General features: G+C 37.6%; 13 protein-coding genes. 8 read left to right on the plus strand and 5 right to left on the minus strand.

What is annotated here, in order from left to right:
* Window positions 1-11 precede the first annotated feature (11 nt).
* The 3 genes from ELS83_RS04205 to ELS83_RS04215 all read right to left on the minus strand — a co-directional run bounded on the left by ELS83_RS04205 (window position 12) and on the right by ELS83_RS04215 (window position 3,319).
* Window positions 12-521, minus strand: a complete 510-nt coding sequence (locus ELS83_RS04205; RefSeq protein ID WP_171594276.1) for a hypothetical protein — start codon at window positions 519-521, stop codon at window positions 12-14.
* Between the two features lie 88 nt (window positions 522-609).
* A complete protein-coding gene (locus tag ELS83_RS04210; protein WP_171594277.1) occupies window positions 610-1,959 on the minus strand; it encodes a sensor histidine kinase in 1,350 nt (449 codons plus the stop codon).
* Window positions 1,949-3,319 (minus strand): sigma-54-dependent transcriptional regulator, encoded by a 1,371-nt coding sequence (locus ELS83_RS04215; RefSeq protein ID WP_171594278.1) that lies wholly within the window; start codon window positions 3,317-3,319, stop codon window positions 1,949-1,951. Before ELS83_RS04215 ends, ELS83_RS04210 begins: the two co-directional genes overlap by 11 nt.
* Window positions 3,320-3,500: 181 nt before the next feature.
* Here ELS83_RS04215 and ELS83_RS04220 point away from each other — a divergent pair, with 181 nt between their 5' ends.
* The 4 genes from ELS83_RS04220 to ELS83_RS04235 all read left to right on the plus strand — a co-directional run bounded on the left by ELS83_RS04220 (window position 3,501) and on the right by ELS83_RS04235 (window position 11,663).
* Entirely contained in the window at window positions 3,501-4,214 is a 714-nt protein-coding gene (locus tag ELS83_RS04220) for an ABC transporter ATP-binding protein (protein ID WP_171594279.1), read from the plus strand.
* A gap of 47 nt (window positions 4,215-4,261) precedes the next feature.
* Window positions 4,262-6,688 carry an ABC transporter permease gene (locus ELS83_RS04225; RefSeq protein WP_171594280.1) on the plus strand — a complete coding sequence of 809 codons (2,427 nt, stop codon included), beginning with the start codon at window positions 4,262-4,264 and terminating at the stop codon, window positions 6,686-6,688.
* A 98-nt stretch (window positions 6,689-6,786) separates the two neighbouring features.
* On the plus strand, window positions 6,787-9,186 hold the full coding sequence (locus ELS83_RS04230; protein ID WP_171594281.1) for an ABC transporter permease: 2,400 nt from the start codon (window positions 6,787-6,789) through the stop codon (window positions 9,184-9,186).
* Between the two features lie 74 nt (window positions 9,187-9,260).
* Entirely contained in the window at window positions 9,261-11,663 is a 2,403-nt protein-coding gene (locus tag ELS83_RS04235; protein ID WP_171594282.1) for an ABC transporter permease, read from the plus strand.
* Between the two features lie 54 nt (window positions 11,664-11,717).
* On the opposite strand, the gene ELS83_RS04240 is transcribed toward ELS83_RS04235, so the two are convergent.
* Complete coding sequence (locus tag ELS83_RS04240; RefSeq protein WP_171594283.1) at window positions 11,718-12,878, minus strand: adenylate kinase; 1,161 nt, start codon at window positions 12,876-12,878, stop codon at window positions 11,718-11,720.
* A 311-nt stretch (window positions 12,879-13,189) separates the two neighbouring features.
* On the opposite strand from ELS83_RS04240, the gene ELS83_RS04245 reads away from it, so the two are divergent.
* The 3 genes from ELS83_RS04245 (at window position 13,190) to pdxH (ending at window position 15,827) form a co-directional block, all read left to right on the plus strand.
* Window positions 13,190-14,695, plus strand: coding sequence for a NapC/NirT family cytochrome c (locus tag ELS83_RS04245; RefSeq protein ID WP_171594284.1), 1,506 nt, complete (start codon window positions 13,190-13,192; stop codon window positions 14,693-14,695).
* A gap of 78 nt (window positions 14,696-14,773) precedes the next feature.
* Complete coding sequence (locus ELS83_RS04250; protein WP_171594285.1) at window positions 14,774-15,172, plus strand: hypothetical protein; 399 nt, start codon at window positions 14,774-14,776, stop codon at window positions 15,170-15,172.
* A 10-nt stretch (window positions 15,173-15,182) separates the two neighbouring features.
* Window positions 15,183-15,827 (plus strand): pyridoxamine 5'-phosphate oxidase, encoded by a 645-nt coding sequence (gene pdxH / locus ELS83_RS04255; protein WP_171594286.1) that lies wholly within the window; start codon window positions 15,183-15,185, stop codon window positions 15,825-15,827.
* A 184-nt stretch (window positions 15,828-16,011) separates the two neighbouring features.
* Here pdxH and ELS83_RS04260 read toward each other — a convergent pair whose 3' ends face one another.
* A complete protein-coding gene (locus ELS83_RS04260; protein ID WP_171594287.1) occupies window positions 16,012-16,932 on the minus strand; it encodes a PfkB family carbohydrate kinase in 921 nt (306 codons plus the stop codon).
* 396 nt (window positions 16,933-17,328) lie between these two features.
* Here ELS83_RS04260 and ELS83_RS04265 point away from each other — a divergent pair, with 396 nt between their 5' ends.
* Entirely contained in the window at window positions 17,329-20,817 is a 3,489-nt protein-coding gene (locus tag ELS83_RS04265) for a PPi-type phosphoenolpyruvate carboxykinase family protein (protein WP_171594288.1), read from the plus strand.
* Window positions 20,818-21,220 lie beyond the last annotated feature (403 nt).

The raw sequence follows: 21,220 nt of genomic DNA on the forward strand, positions 1-21,220 counted from the left end.
GCTTTTTTTCTTTAAAAGATAGGCAGGTTAATGGCCAGTCGCCGAATTTGAAAGGCATGCCTTAAACATTTCTCAACAGCACGATAATTCTCCATTGGCTGTAGAATTACAGCTTCCACTTTCTGATTTTTCTGATTGAAATACCAGGAACGATGATGTCCGTCGTGAACAATGTATCGTATTCTTTTCTCCTGGTACAAATCCCAAACAATGATGGGAGGAAATTCCTCTCCTTGCTCAGCAATGTAGTCATGGGCCGCATCTACCATATGAAGTTTTTCATGCTCCAGCCTGGTTTGGCTGGCCCATAACAAGCCCGGATTCATTGTTTTGGGCGGAAGAATTTTAATGTGCTTCGGATTCAATTGAAACTGAATACTCGCCAGGTTACACAAATTGGCAGTTGTATTTCCCTTTACCCAATGTGTTCTACCCAGAAAGGCATTGTACCCTCTCTCCCTCTCCTCCTGATCGGTGGAAAGCAGCAACCTGGTAATCTCGAATGGGGATTTTATCTGCATCATCACCCATTCAAGTTACGAAATGAAAGGTCGGATTAAAAACTTATTCTATCAAACCGAAATTAAATAACAGAATTAGTTCTGCTCACTAAAACTGAAGAGTAAATTCGGTGAGCCTGTTTGGCTTAGAACGAACTGCAATGGTTCCACTGTGCAACCTCATAATTTGACGCGAGAGATTCAAACCAATCCCTGAACCAGCCTCTTTTGTAGTAAAAAATGGGGTAAACACATTATCAATCACCTCTTCGGGAATACCAGCTCCATTATCGCGAATAATGATAAAATTTACTGGGTTGGCCTCTCCTGTTGATATGCTCAAAGTTTTCTCATCGGAAGTTTTTAAAGCGTCTATAGAATTTCGTACAAGGTTGATGAGCACTTGTGTAATCAGCTTTTCATCGGCAATTAACTCCTGTCCCTTATCATTTACATGATATTCGAATTGGATATTCTCAGCTTTGAATTCTTCTGCAAATAGTGTCTGAATCTGCATCAGTAATTTATCCACAGAAATAAGTTCAAAGTGAGGTTTAGGCAAATGAGTCAGGTTTTTATACTCATCAACAAAAGCAATTAAACCTTTGCTTCTTTTGCGTATGGTTTTTAATCCCATTAGGGTATTCGATATCACACCCTCATCCAATAAGTCCTCATGGCTGTTTTCGCTATTCTTCTCATAAATATCAATCAAACTACCGGAAAGCATGGAAATCGGGCTTACCGAATTCATTATTTCATGGGTAAATACGCGAATTAACTTGTGCATGGCATCCATTTCTCCTTTATCAATTGCATTTTTGATGTCCTGAAATGCTACAACTTTCAATTCTTTCTCTTCCAATTTAAAACTGGTTGCTTTTACTGCCAGTTTTAAAATCCTGTTCTTTACCAGGTAATTTCTAAGTTTCTGTTTGCCAGATTTTGTTCTTTGCAAAAAATCAGGAAACTCATTATCGATACAGCTTAATTCAGAGATATTGGTAAAATCGTTCACCAAAAAAAGTTCTTTAAAAGCCGAATTGCATAGTTTCACATTCCCTTTTCTATCGAAAGCAAGCAAGCCAATACCAACCAGCTCCAAGGTATGCTGAAAGAAAATGAAGTCCTTCTCTTTTTCAATTTTCACCTTCCCAAAAGCCTTGATGATCTGATTGAAGCTCTGGTGCAAATTTTTGAAAGCCTTGTCATTTCTCTTTTCGTTGAATACCAAAGTGGAATCCTGGTATTGAAAAGCATCGAAAAATCGCGATAGATCGTGATTGGTTTTGTTGACGTAATGAAGCAAATAGAGAATTTGTAACACCCACAAAACCACCAGGCTACCAGTTGTTACAAGCATGTACTCCTGCGAATACACATAGAAAAACAACAAGGGTGTGATCGAAATCAATATCACCTGCAGGACTATCCCAAAATAGAATCGCTTATAAATCATACTTCTTGATTTTATCGTAAAGGGTGGAACGATTAATTCCCAACTCTTTTGCAGCCAAACTCATATTGCCACCTGTAAACTGAATGGCTTTTTCGATCAACACTTTTTCATTGTCTAAGAGATTAAAGCTATCGGGCATCAGTTCTTTTTTCTTCAAGCTTTCCCCAATCAGAATATCCTCAGCCTGTAAATTTACCGAATCATTTAAAATCACCGTTTTCTCCATTACATGTTGCAGTTCCCTGATATTCCCGGGCCATTTGTGTTTTTCCAGTTTAGTCAGAGCCGCTTTATTCAATTCCATGGCTGGTTTATCGTATTGTTTCGTGAATTTATCCAAATAGAAATTCGACAATTCACCAATATCTTCCTGTCGTTCCATTAATGACGGAAGTTCGAGGGAAATGGTATTAATTCGGTACAGCAAATCTTCCCTGAATAATGAATCGGCAACCATTTGATGCAAATTGCAATTGGTAGCCGCTATAATTCTCACATCAATTTCTATTGGCGTACTTCCCCCTACCGGGATAATTTCTTTGCGCTGAATTGCTGTTAGCAGTTTTGTTTGCAAGTGTAGAGGCACATTCCCAATCTCGTCCAAAAACAGTGTTCCTCCCGATGCCAGTTCGAATCGTCCCATTCTGTCTTCTTTGGCATCGGTAAAAGCTCCTTTCTTATGACCAAACAGTTCGCTTTCAAACAAGGACTCAGAAATCGCACCCAAATCGACATGTACAAAAACCTGCTCATTTCTTTTAGAGCGCAGGTGAACTTCTCTTGCGACTACTTCTTTTCCGGTGCCGTTCTCTCCGGTTATTAAAATATTGGCATCGGTACCGGCAACTTTATCAACCGTTCGAAACACTTCCTGCATTCTTGCCGATTTTCCAATAACAAAACTCTTGTTTCGGTTGATTTCCTGGTTCAGCCTCTTTTGTTTCTTTTTTAAACTTTTGATTTCCATTTTGGAGCATCGAAGCTTGTAGGCTGATAAAAGGGTGGAAAGAATATGCTTTTCATCCCAGGATTTTTGCACAAAATCAACTGCTCCTTCCTTCATTGCCTTTACTGCCAATTCTATATCACCATAGGCAGTGATAAATACCACACAAGCATTCTTGTCGTATTCTAATATCTGGCTTAACCAATACAAGCCTTCGTTACCGGAGTTTATCCCTGCACGAAAATTCATATCAAGCATAATTACATCATATTCCTTCTCCCGAAGTTTGGACAAGAGCAAATTCGGATTGTTGATGGTATCTACCAATTCGAAGTGTGGTTTTAAGAACAGCTGAAAAGCAAACAACAACTCTTCGTTGTCGTCTACAATGAGTAGTTTCCCTTTTTTAGGCATAAAAAGAAGTTTTAATAAAATTCGAACTTAAAGTTAGCATATTGTTGGCATTGACAACAGGGAGTGTTGGAATTTCCGACACAATAAAAATCACTAAAAACATAACGCACTGATTATCAATCATTATTTTATTTGGCACATCAATTGGCATAAAACAGGCGAACCTTTAAAATTTAAAATAATGATTGTTACACAAGATCTATGTAAGATTTTTAGAACAGAAGAAATAGAAACTTCGGCACTAAACAATGTAAACATCCACATTAAAAAAGGAGAGTTTGTAGCCATTATGGGACCATCGGGTTGCGGTAAATCCACACTCTTAAATATTATCGGATTATTGGATAATCCCAGTAATGGAAATTACATTTTCAATGAAATTAATGTTTCTGAAAAATCGGAGAAACAAAGAACAAAATTCAGAAAAGGAAATATTGGATTTATTTTCCAGAGTTTTAACCTGATTGACGAGTTAACAGTTTTCGAAAATGTTGAGCTTCCTTTGGTTTACATGGGATTGCCGGCATCGCAAAGAAAAGCAAAAGTGAAGGAAACTTTGGAAAGAATGAACATTGCTCATCGTGCAAAACACTATCCTCAGCAATTATCGGGTGGACAACAGCAGCGTGTAGCCATTGCCCGTGCGGTAGTCACAGAACCAAAATTGATATTGGCCGATGAGCCAACCGGTAACCTCGATTCAAGAAATGGTAGCGAAGTAATGGAGCTACTAAAGGAACTCAACCAGGCAGGAACAACCGTAATAATGGTAACTCACTCGGTGCGCGATGCAGAATATGCCGACAGGGTAATTCACCTCTTCGACGGACAAATTGTTTCTGAAAACCTAAAGGATAGAGAAAGCATTCAAAAAGCAGTAGAGTCACTATCATAAATTTTGCCTTTACAAATCATAAACTTTACTAATTTTAAGGTCTGAATATGAAAAGCAATGGAATTTACACTTTCATTCAAACCCATATCAGCCCCCAGGCACTAAATAAATACAATATGTTTTTGTACAAACTTAAACTCGCGATAAGAAGTTTAGCCAAAGATAAGCTCAACTCTTTTATTAACATATTCGGATTGGCAGTTGGGATGGCTGCGGTAATCCTGATTTCGGTTTTTATCCAATATGAATTAAGCTATGATAAGTTCAATTCTAAATTTGATAGAACCTATCGATTGATTTCACAATTGGGAATGGAAACTGCCGATGATTACTCTATCAACCGAAGGTTAAATCATGAAAAGTTTAAAGAAAACATACCTGGTCTGGAGGAAATCACGCAGCTTCAGCGTGGTTGGCAATGTGAAATTATTAAAGAGAACAAACGCTTTTACAATTTCACTGTAAGATTTGCCGATGACAATTTCCATAAAGTTTTTGATCTGGATTACATTCACGGTAATCCGAATACAGCACTGGTAGATATTACAAATATTGTGCTAAGTGAAAAAACGGCTAAAACCATATTTGGCCGAACTGATGTGGTGGGCGAACAGTTAATTGTTGAAGGACAAGATTGTACAATTAGTGGGGTTGCAAAAAATACTCCAGGCAACTCACAATTCGATTTTGATGTTCTAGCTCCTTTAGAAATTATGTATCCTATTGATTCCAAGTCGGGCCTGGAATTTTTTACTTATGCTGTTGTAAAAGAAGGAGTGGACACAGAAATCACGCTAAAAAATATATTATCGGAATACCGAAAAATTATTGATGGATTTCAGGAAAGTGGCTATAAAACCGGAGCCTATTTTCAGAAACTTGGTGAGGTGCATTTACATTCTAAAAAATTACACAGCATTACACCTTCAGGTAATATTGAAATGGTGTTAATGTATACATTTCTTGCTGCCTTGATATTAATTATTGCAATGATCAATTTCATTAATATCATGACCGTTCAATACGAAGGAAAAATTAAAGAAATAGGAATGCGTAAAGCAATTGGAGCTACTCGTTGGGAATTAATAAAACTCTTTGTGGGTAAATCTATTCTACTAACATCAATTGCACTAATTCTAGGGGTGGTATTGGCCGAAATATTCCTGCCACATTTCAAAAATTTGGTTCATCGCGATTTGGCTATGGATTATGCCAACAATATCTGGTTGAGTATTGGCTTGCCTGTTTTAGCAGTTCTTGTAGGTATTATTTCCGGAACCTATCCAGCTATTTTTATTTCAAAACCAACGCCATCAGCGGCATTACAAGGAGGCCTGTCAAAAACAAATGGCAGAAATGCACTTACAAAATTTTTGGTGGTTTTTCAGTTCACGGTATCATTGGCTTTAATATCGACCCTTTACATTCTAAACAAGCAAATTAATTATATGAGAATGGCCGATTTGGGCTTCAATCCTGAAAAGGTAATTGCAATAGGAAATATCAATTCCAAATTAAGTAAATCCTATTATGCAATTAAAGATGAGCTTTTAAAATCGCCTGTCATCCAGCATGTTTCAGCTTCGGATCATATGCCTGGTGGAGCAGCCAGTGGAGAATCATTTAGTGTTCTTGGGCAGGATGAAGATAAAGTGAAACCATTTAGTTCTTACAGGGTACAGCCCGATTATTTTAAAACCGTAGGAATAGAATTAACACAAGGTAAGTCATTTAAGGAAACAGGAAACTTCAATCAAAAAGGCATCATCATAAACGAAGCGGGAGTGAAATTTTTAAATGTCGATAATGTTATTGGATTGAATGTAGAATATCATGGAGAAGTTCAGGAAATTATTGGTGTTGTGAAAGATTTCAACTATTCCTCATTGCGTTCTAAAATTAAACCATTAATGTTTTCGCACAACAGCTTTGAAATGGTTAACACAATTATTATTCGTTATTATGGAGATAACCTAAAGCAGGTCTTGGCCGAAACTGATCGCATCTTCCAAAAATTCGATCCTGGTTATGCAATTTCATACACATTAATCGATGACTTTTGCAAAAGCAAATACAAAAAGGAAGAAGAATCATCTGAACTTTTAAGCTATGCCTCATTAATCTCCTTAATCCTTGCCATTTTAGGTCTTTACGCACTATCTCTTTTTATGGTACAAAAGCGCACCAAAGAGATCGGTATCAGGAAAGTAAATGGTGCAAGCGAATGGCAAATTACCTCACTTTTATTTTCAACCTTCTCGAAATGGCTGGGCATTGCTTTTGTGATCGCTGTTCCAATCTCCTACTTCATCATGAACAATTGGCTGCAGCAGTTTGCCTATCATATCGAAATAGGTCCATTGCCATTCATCATAGCGGGAATTGTTACTGGCTTATTTGCTCTTATAACAGTAGGCAGACAAACCTGGAAAGCAGCCAATCAAAATCCAATAGAATCATTACGATACGAATAAGTATGTATTGACAAGTTAGCGCAAACAGCCAGACTGTAAAACATGATGATTTGTTTGCGCATTACAACCCATTAACCAACAATTAAAACAACAGAATAATGATCTGGAATAACCTTAAAATAGCCATTCGAAATCTGTGGCGAGATAAAGTTTTTTCACTGATTAACATTAGTGGTTTAGCAATAGGATTAGCTTGTTGTATCATTATATTTCTATTTGTTAGTAACGAATTAAGTTACGACAAGCACCATAAAGATTACCAGCAAATTTATAGACTTGGTATAGAAGGAAAGTTGGGTGAAACTGAGATGAAAGGACCTTTTACCGCCAATCCAATGGCACCTGCCCTGCTTCTCGAATTCCCTGAGGTAGAAGAAGCTGTGCGAATGCGTCGTGGAAATCATATCATTCAAAACCAGGAGAATATTTTCAACGAAAACAGATTATTTTGGGTTGACTCAACCTTCTTTAACATTTTCGGGGCAGAATTCATATTCGGTAATTCCGACAAAGCACTCAGTGAATCGAGGCAAATGGTTATTACCAGGAGTATTGCAATAAAATATTTTGGTCATATTGATGTGCTTGGAAAAAGCCTGAAGTTAAATCAAAATCAAGACTATACAATATCTGCTGTTATTGAAGACTGTCCTTCTAACACCCACTTTCATTTTGAATTTCTGCTACCTTATTTTGATCTTCCTTCTTCCAGGGATAATTTTTGGCTAAACGATGGCAAGTACACCTATGTAAAGTTAAAAAAGGGAACCAGACAAGCTGATTTTGATCAAAAGCTGCATACGCTTGTTACAAAATATGTTGCACCTGCCTTAAAAAGAGGTTTGAACATCAATTATGAGGACATGGTAAAAGATGGAAATTACTATCGTTTTTACTCTCGTCCGATAACAGATATTCATTTGCATTCTCATTCTAATTTTGAACTGGGCAACAATGGCGACATTGTAAATGTAAGCTTGTTTACCATTATCGCCCTTATGATATTGGTAATTGCCTGTATCAATTTCACCAATTTAAGTACAGCCAAATCGAGCAAGAGAGCAAAAGAAATTGGCGTACGAAAATCCTTGGGCTCTTCTAAAGGCCGCCTGATTTCTCAATTCCTTTTTGAATCGGTATTGCTTAGCTTAATTGCCTTTACTTTTGCCATGATTATTGTAGAATTCATTCTGCCTTTCACTTCAACTTTAATTGGCAAAGAATTGATATCCGATTATATCAGCAATCCTCAATTGTTTTTCATTTTCCTTGGAATTTCAATTATCACCGGATTGTTATCGGGAACATATGCTGCCTTTTTCCTCTCATCTTTCAAGCCAGCAAAAGTTCTTAAGGGAGATCTTTCGAAAGGAAAAAACAATTTACTGCTTCGAAAATCACTCGTTATTTTCCAATTCAGCATTTCCATTTTTCTGTTTATTGCCACATTCACTGTTTACAAGCAAATGCAATACATACAGGAAAAAAAGTTAGGCTTTAAAAAGGAAAATGTTTTGGTTTTGGAAAATGCCGATGAAATCAATGATATCGATAGTTTTAAGGAGAGGATTCAATCCTATCCAGGTGTAATCAATTCGACTTTTGCTTCAGCTATTCCTGGTGAATTTTTGAATGGTAATATTATTGGCCGAAAAGCAGATTTAGATCCAAATCAATATAGTTTTAGAAGAATTAGTGCCGATGCAGATTATAAAAAAACACTGCAGCTTGAATTGGTCGAAGGTCGATTTTTCAAGCATGAGATTGCCTCCGATTCATCCAATGTACTCATTAATGAAGCTGGGGTCAAAGAATTGGGCTTAGTCAATCCGATTGGTGAAATCATAGCACGTGGAGTATCGCGCCCATTAACAATTATTGGTGTGGTAAAAGATATGCATGGGGATACCTTTCGAAATAGAATTCTACCTACAATTATTCTGCCCGAAAGTATGGAAAGTCAAAGTCGTCTTGCGATTCGATATCATGCCAATAGTGAAAAAGAAATCCTATCGAATATTCAAAAGGAATGGAATAATTACACAACTGGAGTCCCTTTCAAATATTACCATTTAAATCAGCTAATCCATGATTTGCACAAAGAGGAATATGCTACAATGAGAACATTTACCGTTTTTGCTTTTCTATCCATATTTATTGCCATTCTTGGCTTACTTGGCCTGAGCTCCTACGCAACAGAACAGAGAATAAAAGAGATTGGGATCAGAAAAACTCTGGGATCATCTGTTGGAGGAATCATTAAACTAATGAACAAAGACTTTTTACAATGGATATTGATTTCCATTGCGATTACTTCGCCTATCGCCTATTATTTTATGTCGAAATGGCTGGAAAATTTTGTTTACAGGGCCAGTTTGGATGTTTGGATTTTTATTGCCTCCGGTTTGCTTTCTATAGTAATTGCAGCAATTACAATTTCCATTCAAACCTGGAAAGCTGCAAATCAAAATCCGGTAGAATCCTTACGATACGAATAAAAAACCAAACATGCTTTTAATTCCGGCACCACACCAACAAGCCACTTTTAACCCCATTAATTAAAACGACACCCATGATCTGGAATAACTTAAAAATAGCCATTAGAAATCTTTGGCGAAATAAAATATATTCTCTTATCAACTTGTTTGGTCTTGCCATTGGTTTAGCTGGTTGTATCATTCTTTCACTTTACGTGATTGATGAGTATAGCTACGATAAACACAACAAGAATCATAGCAGAATATTCAGAATGAATACCTCTGTAAAATTTAAGGAGTTTGAATTAACCCATCCAACCTCATCGCCTGTTTTAGCTGCCACTTTAATCGAAGATTTTCCGGAAGTGGAAGAGGCCGCCCGAATTGTTTCCAATTTTGAGTCTGTGGTTATCGAAAGCGAAACAAAAGGCTTTGTAGAGGAGCGATTTTATTGGACCGATCCAGCAATTATTAAAATTTTTGACCTTAAAATCCTGAAAGGAAATGGTACAGAAGCTTTAAAGAATCCATATCAGCTAATTATTTCGGAGAACACTGCTTTAAAATATTTTGGCAGTTTGAATGTAATTGGTAAGCAAATAAAACTCGAAGAAGAAGACAGCTATACCATTGCGGCCATAGCGAAGGATTTACCGAAAAATTCTCATTTTCATTTCCATTATCTTACCTCGATAAAAACGCACTTTAAAAACGATGTTACCAGTTTTAACAATGATGGTGCCTACACCTATGTACTTTTAAACAAAAAAGCAGACAAGGAGGCATTTGTAAAAAAGGTTCCGGCACTTGTAAAAAAATACGTTGAACCAGATTTGAAACAAACGCTAAACATGAGCCTGGCTGAAATGGAAGCCAATGGCGATTATTACCGTTATTTTGCCATGCCTTTGGCTGATATTCACCTTCATTCCAATTCCATTTACGAATTAGAAAGCAATGGCGATATCAATAATGTGTACATATTTCTTTTCAGTTCGATTCTTATTTTACTCATTGCCTGTATCAATTTTACCAATTTAAGTACGGCTAAATCGGCCCAACGGGCAAAGGAAGTTGGTGTAAGAAAAAGTTTGGGTTCAACTCGTCAAAGATTAATTGTTCAATTTCTAGCAGAATCAATCCTGCTAAGTTTCACTGCTCTTTTTATCGCTTTGCTAATGGTTGAAGCAAGTCTGCCTTTTGCCAGTGCACTACTCGAAAAGCAACTCGTAAGTTTATACCACAACAATTCCTTACTTATCCTTTTCTTTTTAGGTTTGGCATTATTCACCGGTTTGTTTGCCGGTAGTTATTCAGCTTTCTATTTATCAAAGTTCGATCCTGCCAAAGTATTAAAAGGAGATTTGTTTATAAATAATGGTAAATCGACTTTAAGGAGCACACTTGTGAGCGTTCAATTTTGCATTACCATATTCTTATTTGTAAGTACCCTAATTGCTTTCCAGCAAATGAACTTTGTGAGTCATAAAAATTTAGGATTCGATAAAAATGAACAGTTGGTGGTAAAAAATGTTCATCAGACCAAGTCGATGGAAGCATTTAAAGCAGCATTTACAAATCATACAAGTGTTAAAAATGCATCGCTTGCAAGCAACATTCCTGGTGGCTTTTACGATGGGTTCTCTATTCAAAATGCCAATGGAGATGATCAAAACAACTATTCGGTTCGTGCAACTACAGCAGATTTTGATTTTGCAGAAACCATGAGTATGAATATGCTCGAAGGTCGTTTCTTTTCGAAAGATTTTCCTTCTGATAAAGATGGCATGATTGTCAACCAGGCCCTGGTAAAAAAAATGAACCTAAGCAATCCTGTAGGCACATTGATAAATACACCAATGGGCAAAAAAACAATTCTTGGGGTTGTAAACGACTTTCATTTTGTATCGCTACACATGAAAATTAGTCCACTCATTTTTATGCACCCCGAAGGATTGCCAAAATTGTACATGGTAATCAATTATAGAAAGGGCAAAAAGAAAGAAGTTGTAAACCTATTGCAATCAGTTTGGAAGGACCATACCCAAGGCTTTCCTCTTGAATATTTTTTCATGGACGATTACTTTGCCGAGCTACACCGAAACGACAATAACACCATGCAGCTCTTTTCAATATTTTCAATACTCTCGATATTGATAACATGTTTGGGGCTATTAGGTTTGAGTTCATTTACCACCGAACAACGCACCAAAGAAATAGGCGTTAGAAAAGTTTTAGGAGCCAGTAACTTTAGCATTCTTCATTTGCTGAACAAAGACATGTTAAAATGGATGCTGTTTGCCATCATTATTACAAGTCCGATTGCATGGTATGTAATGAACAAATGGTTGAGCAATTTTGCATACCAAACAGAAATTCAGTGGTATATTTTCCTGATTTCAGGGATGTCTGCAATGCTTCTGGCTATTGCAACTATAAGTTGGCAAGCCTGGATTACCACTAGAAAAGATCCAATTGAATCATTACGATACGAATAAGTACAAAAAAATCCCCGAGCTATGTTTCCCGGGGATTTTTTTTGCTTTGGTTCTTTATTGAATATCATCTTTTATTTCACAAGCAATTCGTTCGAACACCTCATCGAACTCTCCTACTCCATCAATTTTTAAGACGCCATGTAATTGATTGTATTTTTCGATTACCGGAACGGTTTTCTGTTCGTGCTCTTGCAAACGCTTCACAATTTTCGAAGTTTCGGTATCGTAAGGCATACATCTATCAGTCTTGCTTCTGGCATCTAGCCTATTGATAAGTTCTAGTGTTGGAACTTCAATTTCAATAATCTTACTAATGGACGAATTGTGTTTTTTCAAGAGACCATCCAAAATATAGGATTGAACCAAGGTTCGCGGAAAGCCTTTAAAAATAAAACCTTTCACCCCATTCGAATTCTCTATTTTCTTTTCTATTAATTGTACCACAATCTCATCTGGCACCAACTCTCCATTCTCATACAGCTGTATAATTCTCTTGCCTATTTCCGATCCGCTCTTAATTTCATGGTCGAGCATTTGCCCGGTTGCTACATATTCCAAACCATATTTCTTTGCCAGGGCAATTCCTTGCGAACCTCTTCCCGATCCTGGGTATCCAAACAGCACTACATTGTAAAGGCTCTTGGCCAATTCGGCATTTATAATTCTTTGAATTTCCAGGTTTACTTTATCGATGGACTGGTTTCCATTTACTCCATGGTAAATTCCCTTGTCCTTATAAAACTGCAGTATCGGCAATGTTTTATCGTTGTACTCTCTCAATCGGTTCCTAATTACAGCCTCATTATCGTCTGATCGTCCCGAGGTTTTTCCTCGATTCAAGAGTCTCGAAACTGATATTTCTTCCTCAACTTCCAGGCTAATTAGGCAACTCAAAGAAGTGTTCAGTTTAATCATCAAACCTTCCAAAATATAGGTTTGGATGTAAGTACGCGGAAATCCATCGAACAAGAAGCCATTGGCATCGGGATTTTCGGTAATGGTTTTCTCTATAATCTGAACGATAATTTCGTCGGATACCAATCCACCTGAGGCAATGATACTTTGTGCCTGCAAGCCTAGTTTACTTTTCTCCTTAATCTCTTTTCTCAGCAAATCACCGGTTGAAATGTAAAACAGATTGTACTTTTTAATTAGAAATTCGGACTGTGTTCCTTTCCCTGCTCCGGGCGGACCAAACAAGGCAATATTTAGCATAGGTATGATTTTTTATGGTTAGAATTAGCAATTGATTATACAATGTAACACTTATCGGGCTTAAGTTCAAGTGGCTGATTACAATAATTTCCTACCCTCAATCATGCGAACATATCGGAATAGGGTCGACAATTATCGATTTACCTGATCTAAAAAATCCCTCATGGCAGGCTAAAACTCAACAATAGCAACACATTCAGAATTTAAAAAAAACAAAAGCATCTAAACTTAGATTCCTTATAAAAAAGAGCCATAAGTGGATAATTTTCAGACTTTTCCATAAATTATTGTATCAACCAACACCCAAAGTCATGAAACTTCCCAAGTCGTTTTACAATTGGACATCTATCCTTGGTTCCAGCATCGCTATTATTGCCTTCTTCCTGATTGTATTCTTCTTTTGCGTCTCCATACTTTTCGACCAGGGAAGTTCCTATTTAGGTTTGGTCATCTATATCGTTTTACCTGCCATCATGATTCTCGGAATGATTCTGATTCCAATGGGAATGCTGATTCAAATCAGACGAAAAAACAAACAGATGTTTATAGGCGAGGGAATGAAATGGCCCAAAGTTGATTTGAACAATCAAAAACACAGGAATGCATTCAGTCTTTTTGTAATCATCAGTTTCCTGTTCCTGTTTCTTTCATCGGTTGGTAGTTACGAAGCTTTTGTTTATAGCGAATCTAATGAGTTTTGTGGCACTCTTTGCCATACGGTAATGGAGCCCGAATATGCCACTTATCAGCGTTCGGCTCATGCAAGAGTTTTATGTGTGGAATGTCATGTTGGCGAAGGAGCCGATTGGTTTGTACGCTCAAAACTGAGTGGATTATACCAGGTTTATGCAGTAACTACCAACAATTTCCCAAGACCAATTCCAACACCCATTGCCAACTTGCGCCCAGCACAAGAAACCTGCGAACATTGTCATTGGCCCGAAAAGTTCTATTCCAAGCGAACAAAGTTTCAAAGAAATTTTCTGACCGATGACCAGAACAGCGAATGGAACATCACTCAACTCATGAAAATTGGACCCGATCATCATACACAAAAGCTTTCAGAAGGAATTCACTGGCACATTAATCCGAATGTAAAAATTGAATTTAAATCGGCCGATGAGAAAAATGAATTTATACAGTGGGTTAAATATACCAACACTGCAACAGGAGAAGTATACATATACGAAGACCAGATGATGGAACCCGATTCTGCATTTTTTGCCGATGCCAAACACCGAAACATGGATTGTATGGATTGCCACAACCGACCTTCGCACGTCTACCTATCCCCACCCGATTACATCGATGAATATTTGGCTTCGGGAAAACTGGACAAGAATCTTTCATTTATAAAAATGGCAGCCATGGAAGCCTTAAAGGATTCCTACACCACAAAAGACAGTGCCAAGTTAATGATTGCACAAAGCATTCGAGATTATTACAGCCAAAACCATCCTGAATTGGTTAAAGACAAATCCAAAGAAATTGAAACAGCTATTCTGCAGGTTCAAACTGCTTATCTTGAAAATAGCTTTCCGGAAATGAATGTAAGGTGGGATGTGTATCCAAATCATAAGGCACATTTAGAATCGAATGGGTGTTTTCGTTGCCACGATGATTACCATACAACAAAAGATGGCCGGGTAATTTCCAAGGATTGTAATTTGTGCCATTTAATTACAGAGCAAGGCAAACCCGATTCACTGGAGTTTGCTCAATTTGGCAAAAGTCTGGAATTTAAGCACCCCGTCGACATTGGTACCGATTGGAAAGATTACAATTGTGCCGATTGTCATGCTTACCTGTATCCATAAACCAAGGAATAAACTTATTCTATTTGGAATTGTTTTAATTAAAGAAGATATTCGCATAAGAGAATAAGAAATTGGAATATGAGTAAGAAAAGATTAACTGGAGAAGAGTTACACGAATTGGGTATTAAGTGGGTATACAAACACATTAAGAATGAATTTGAAATTCTTTCGGTAAATATTGAGTTTGATAAAAATCCTCAGATACTGGCGAGGAAAGACGACGAAATGCACTTTATCGTTGTAAAAACCAGTACCTATCCTGATGTGGGATCACTAACTTCGGTGGCAGCAGAAGAGATTATTAAACATGCCGACAAGCATAAGGCAAAGATTCTTTTTGCCCATGTTGGTGTTGCCAATGCCGATGCCAAAGATGAAGCAGGCATGCAATTCCCCGAAAAGGATGGACAATACTACATCAATTTCACAGGCTTGACCATAGAGCCTAACATTCTGCTTGATCCATATAACAATTAATCGCCTTGCTATGAGTATGAAGGAAGAATTTAAACGGATCAGGCATGAGTATGGCAAAAAAACATTGTTGGAATCAGAAGCAAAAAAAAATCCGTTCGAACAATTCAAACTTTGGTTTGCCGAAGCTGTAGAAAACAATCTGCCAGACGCCAATGCCATGTGTTTATCAACTGTAGGGGCTAAGAACAGGCCATCGTCAAGAATCTTATTGCTGAAAGATTTTGACGAAAGTGGCTTCTGTTTTTTTACCAATTACAGAAGTAAAAAAGGGATCGAAATTGATAATAACCCATATGGCAGCATAGTATTCTTTTGGCCTGAACTGGAACGACAAATCAGAATTGAAGGCAAGATTGTTAAACTGGAAGCTGAAAAGTCAGACACATATTTCAATGAAAGACCAATTGGCAGCAGAATTGCAGCAGCTGTATCACCGCAGAGTAAAGTGATTAAAAACCGGGAAGAACTGGAGCAATTGATTGATAATTTTTCAAATGAAAATACAGATCAAATCGAGAGACCTTCTTTTTGGGGTGGCTACAAATTGATTCCTGATTTATTTGAGTTCTGGCAAGGCAGGGAAAATCGATTAAACGACAGAATTGAATATATTCTGGAAGAAAATTGCTGGTCTCAAAAACGACTTGCCCCTTAATTTAATACTGTTGGTCACCATTATTAAACCATTGGTATAATAAAGCCAAAAAAGTAGCTTTTGCAGGGTTACCATTCATGAAATATCAGAATAAAATAGTGAGGACAACTACCCCGTGGTAGTTTTCTTATTCAGTAAATTGTATGTAGTAAATACACCCTTCCAATGTCCAGGAAGGGTGTTTTTATTTGTAAACTTTTACAAAGTCAGTCGAAAGAAAATTGTCATATCCCATACATACATGCTGAGAAAAAGCGATCGCGAGTTGAACCATCTTAGCAACTTTCTGCTCACTCAGATTTTGTAATATCGATTTTGAAACACCCGAAGAAATAAGAAAGTAGGCAATTGCAGCATTGAAAGTGTCACCAGCCCCAACCGTACTCACAGGTTGAATTTGTGGCACCTCGAAGAAATATTCTTTACCGGTGAAAACCGACACCCCATTTTTATTGGCTGTATAAACCAATAAAGCAGGTGAAAATTCGGAAAGCCATTGATGAGCTCCCGTTGCATTCTCCGTTTGAGAAAGTAGTTTAAAATCCTCATCCGATCCTTTTACAATATCGGCCAAAGCCATATTCTCTCTGATATATGGAAGAACATCATTCAGCAGTGGCAGGTGTTGTGCACGGAAATTGGGATCATAAATAATAATGGCTCCCTTTTTTTTACAGGCCTTTAGAAATGGAAGCAGATCTGTCCTGAATTCCTTCTTGATTGCCAAAAAGGAACCAAAAAGTACGATGTCATCCTGCTTCACCATGTCCGGAAAAGTAATGCATGACTTCAACCCTTTCCTGGTTTTATAGAAAGAGTAGTCTGCATTTTTCTCCTGGTCGAGAAAAGCCAAAGCAAGATTCGAGTTCGTATCCGTAAATCGGGAAATGTTTGAGGCATCCACCGAGTTTTCCTCCAAAAAACGGATAATTTGATTTCCAACCCTATCTACTCCCAGTTCACTGATTAATGACACAGAGACTCCTAAACGCCCGAGACTGACCGAAGAGTTAAGGAATGATCCTCCCGGCCTGGCCTCTACCGGTTTATCCCCTTCAAAAAACAAATCGAGAACACAATCTCCTATGGTATATACTTTTCTCATGTTTTCTATTACGACTAAATGATGTCGCTAAATTAGAATTTTAAATTGAAGTGTATCCAATCCATTTTTATGCCTTAAAAGTGATGAATTGAGTTTTTATTCTTGATTTTTCCATCTGAAATGAGAAAAAAATGCTCTAATTTTATAAAAACACCATTCTTGCAAACCAATTTTCTAAAAATCTCTCAAAAATATTTAATTTAGACTCGTTCTTAATTAAAGTCAAACCATCAAGATTAAATCGTTTTCGATTCATGCAATTTTAACCCGCAAAAATTGGCACTGTTAAATTGGAGGTATTGGAACTATAGTGTGGAATGCAGGAATTTTTGCCAAGAAAAAAAATAAAGTATTTTTGATTCCGTCATTCCCTAAGCAAACAAAAATTGGAGACATATGCAAAGTAAAAAACCAAGCGAAAATGAAAAGAAGGGTAAAGGCGCTCAAAAAGATTTGATCCGCTATATCAACCTTCAATTGGCTTCAATGGGGCAACCCATTTACCAAGGAGATTCCCAAGAGGGGAAAAAGCAATTATCTGATCCAAAATTTATTGAATTAACGGAAAGTCTAATTCAAAACTATCGAGCTAAATCTCGTTTATTAGCGGATCATCTTTGTCCTGCCGACCAACGTATACAGAACTTTCTGAATGATTATTTAAAAGATGTAGATGGTAAAGTTGCACAACTACCTACTGATACATTTATTCTTGACCAACCTGGAATTGCAAGAGAATTAAGCTTGCCACCAAACAAGGATGAACACATTACAGAACTTCTAAGTTCGTACAGAATTAAACAAGGTGTACTTCACAATCCAAAACACGACAGAAGAACTACCAAAGGATCATTCCACATTGTAGATGGTAGCCTTCCTGTACCTTTAGATAAAATTGAAGTGCCAAGAATCGCATTTTCACGATTCTTGAAAGCAGCTTTGAATCCACCTGTAAAAACGAAGCGTTTACCATTCACTTCGGCACAGGAAGAAAAAGCTGAGCTGATGGTTTCCCTATTACTTCGACCGATTGTATGTCCAGAAGTAAAAGATGTAATCAGCCAGAAAACAATGGAGGTAAGATTCTTCGCTCCGGGTAGCCTTGTAAGTAACCTTGACTTTGTTGAATCAATCTTCGGAAATGCTGGTGATCCAAATATTCCTGCCAACGATGCTGGTTTAGATATCGAGCACTGGACAGGTCATACTGGATGTATTATCCTGGCTCCACACTTGACCAAATTAACCAAGAAAGAGTTAGGCTTACCTCATTACGACGATGCAACTGAGCGTCAGAAAAGAGATGGTGTTTGCTGGATTAAAGAAGACGAACTGTACAACAATGGTACTGCATTTAAATTGACTTGTCGCAGCGAAAATGGTGTGGTAGTTACTTTAATTGCTGATAACTATTTCGGATACTCGAAAAAAGAGATCAAAACACAAATCAGTTTCTCGGCCAACCTGTATGGATTAGCTGAGGAAGAGCATGCAGGTGGTGCAATTGCTTTCCCAAGAAAGAACTTGGGAGATAGCTTTAGCGGAGCTCTGTTCATGAAAAATGTTTTGAAAAAACAATACAGCTACGATGATGTAGTAAAAGAGTTTGGCGCTACAATGGATGTATATCCTGAAGGTTTTGCAACCGATAAGGAATATCCAAACATCTATTATATCAACGAAAATGCCAATATCGATCTTTACCAAAGCAAAGTAAGCTGGGAAAAAGATGGAAAAGAGCAAAGTATCAGATTGCTACCAAACCACTACTATGTGCATCCATCAGGATACAAAATGCACATGGAGAAACATCCAACTGCACCATCGTGGAGACTGGTAAGTACTGCTTCTGAAGGAACATTCTGTCACAAGCCATGTACTGTATCGGGTGGTGGTAAGTCAGAAATTTCAAAATCGCTTTTGAATGCTATCATCTATAGCTCTTTCTATGTACAAGACATGGAGAAAGACTTTAATTTGGCTGATAAAGTAATTAATCACGATTACACAAAACGTTGGAAAGATCATCCGGACAGAACCGAACCATCAAGATCATTACTAAGCTCTGATCGTTCATTAGGATCTGTGGTGAAGCTATTAACTCCTTCGAAATATTATACCGATGAGTACAATGCATTCCTGAATACCATTCCGGATCATGTAAAAGCATTGGTACTATTCGTGAAAAGATTCTATCGTCCGGAACGTACCGACAGCAACTGGAGAGACTATTTCTCGGTTGATGTGATCAATGGTAGAAAAGGGCACGAATTGTTATTCAATAACCGTAAGATTGTTGCAAGTTACCTACGTGTAGGATTTGCCGATGACAATTCATGGTACCTGAACAAATTACGTCAGGACTTTATTGCAGCTGCCAAAATTCAAATGGAGGATGATATTACAGCATCGGTTGTACTTCCTGCAAACCGTTTGAACAACCTTAACGAGGCATACGACAATAAGAGTATCAAGATTACCACCAACTGTGAGAAGAGATTCTTCCAGCGTCCTGATGAAGCAATTCACAGAGGTTACGATAAAGAAGCAGAGGCTGACCTATCGATGAGAAACAACTTTACATCGAACTATGAGCCTTTGACTACTGAAGATGGAAAAGATTTAATTGCAGATGCCATTGGTTTTGATATGTATACCAAACCAATTCAGGAGGTAATTAAGCAAGGAGCCGATAGCAAGAAAACCAACTACTTCATTTCTCCTTCTCACCCAAGAATTGTAAATGGTGCGCCAACTAAAAACCCAAGATACTTGCAAATCAGACCTGATTTAGTGAACCCAATTGATGATCGTTTGGCTGATGTTGGTATCCGTTTGGCAAGAAGAATTCCTTTGAACCAGGCAGTACACCACCCGGTAAATGCAGTTCTTCCGGGACGTAGAAACAATCCGGCAGAAAAGGAAGTGGGTATTCGTGCATTGAGTGTATACAACCCAATTCACTACCAGGAGTTGCCTGAATTGTTCATGGACTTTATCTGTAGTTTAACTGGTAAGTCTCCATCAACAACTGGTGCAGGTACCGAGGGAGCATTAACCAAAGGTCCTTTCAATATGTTGTCGCCAACTACCGATCTAAACAATGCCTTGCTTTCTTATATCCTTACCGGATATCAAGGATTTTCATCGGCAGCAGGTCATGTAGGAAACGAAAACAGATTCGATCATGATGTTTCCTTATTGATTCCTGAATTGTGGTGTCGTTTGAAAGAAGAGAACCGCGATCCTAAATTGTTGATCAACGAAGGATCATTGGAGAAATTAGATGATTTCGAATACGAAGGAGAAAAAATCTATGCATCTCGTCTAGGGTACCGCATTACTGAAGAGTTCCTGTTCCGTTATATGAACCGTATTTTCGATGAGCCTCAGAATGTGTTCAACGAAAGAATGCTGAAGCCAGAGATCCAGGATATGGAATCATATGTTGATGGCATCAAGAACATCTGCGAGGCACAGGAAAAAGTAGCCATAAACTACTTTAACGATAACAGTGTAGATGCAGCGATTCCTCCATTGAAGATTCTTTTAAGCATTATGGCTTACGGAGAATATGAAGGAAAAGAGATTTCAGATCCTGAACTGCGCAAACAATTCGATCGCGATGTAGTAATCAATTCTGATTGGTACAAAGAAAGATTGAAGCGCAAGCAACAAATCGATATTGATTTCTACGAAAAGCAAATTGCATATATCGAGTCGTTCATGGCTGAAAAACTGAACTCAGAATGGAGCGAAGATCTTAGCCTTGCAGACAGATATGCTAAAGCGAAGAAAGATTTAGAGCATGTTAAAACTGCTGAATATCTTAAAAGCTTAGTTGGTACAATTGGTGCCGATCCACTTTGCAGAAGAGAAGAATAAATATACCTTCGATAATAAACAGAAAAGGGCGACTCATTTCATTATGGGTTGCCCTTTTTAATGAATAATGTGTGATTTCGTGAATTTGTGATTGAGTAATTGAGTGAATGAGTTAGTGGGTAGCTTATGACTATTGGACTTTTGGACTTTTAGACTTTTAGACTTTTAGACTTTTGGACCTTTAGACTTTTAGACTTTTAGACTTTATAAAAAGAAAAAGCCCGTGACATAGGGGAATCACGGGCAACAATTCTAAAGGGTTAATTAACCTACTAACCAACCTTACGGTTGAACCTTTAACTCATTACTACCTCTCGGTAGGAATTAGACTTTAAAGATAGAAGAATTTTTCAAATTTTAACATTTTTAAACAATTAATTGAGTTTTTAAATTAATTCTACAC

Source organism: Marinifilum caeruleilacunae (assembly GCF_013141825.1).
In the GTDB taxonomy this organism is placed as follows: domain Bacteria; phylum Bacteroidota; class Bacteroidia; order Bacteroidales; family Marinifilaceae; genus Marinifilum; species Marinifilum caeruleilacunae.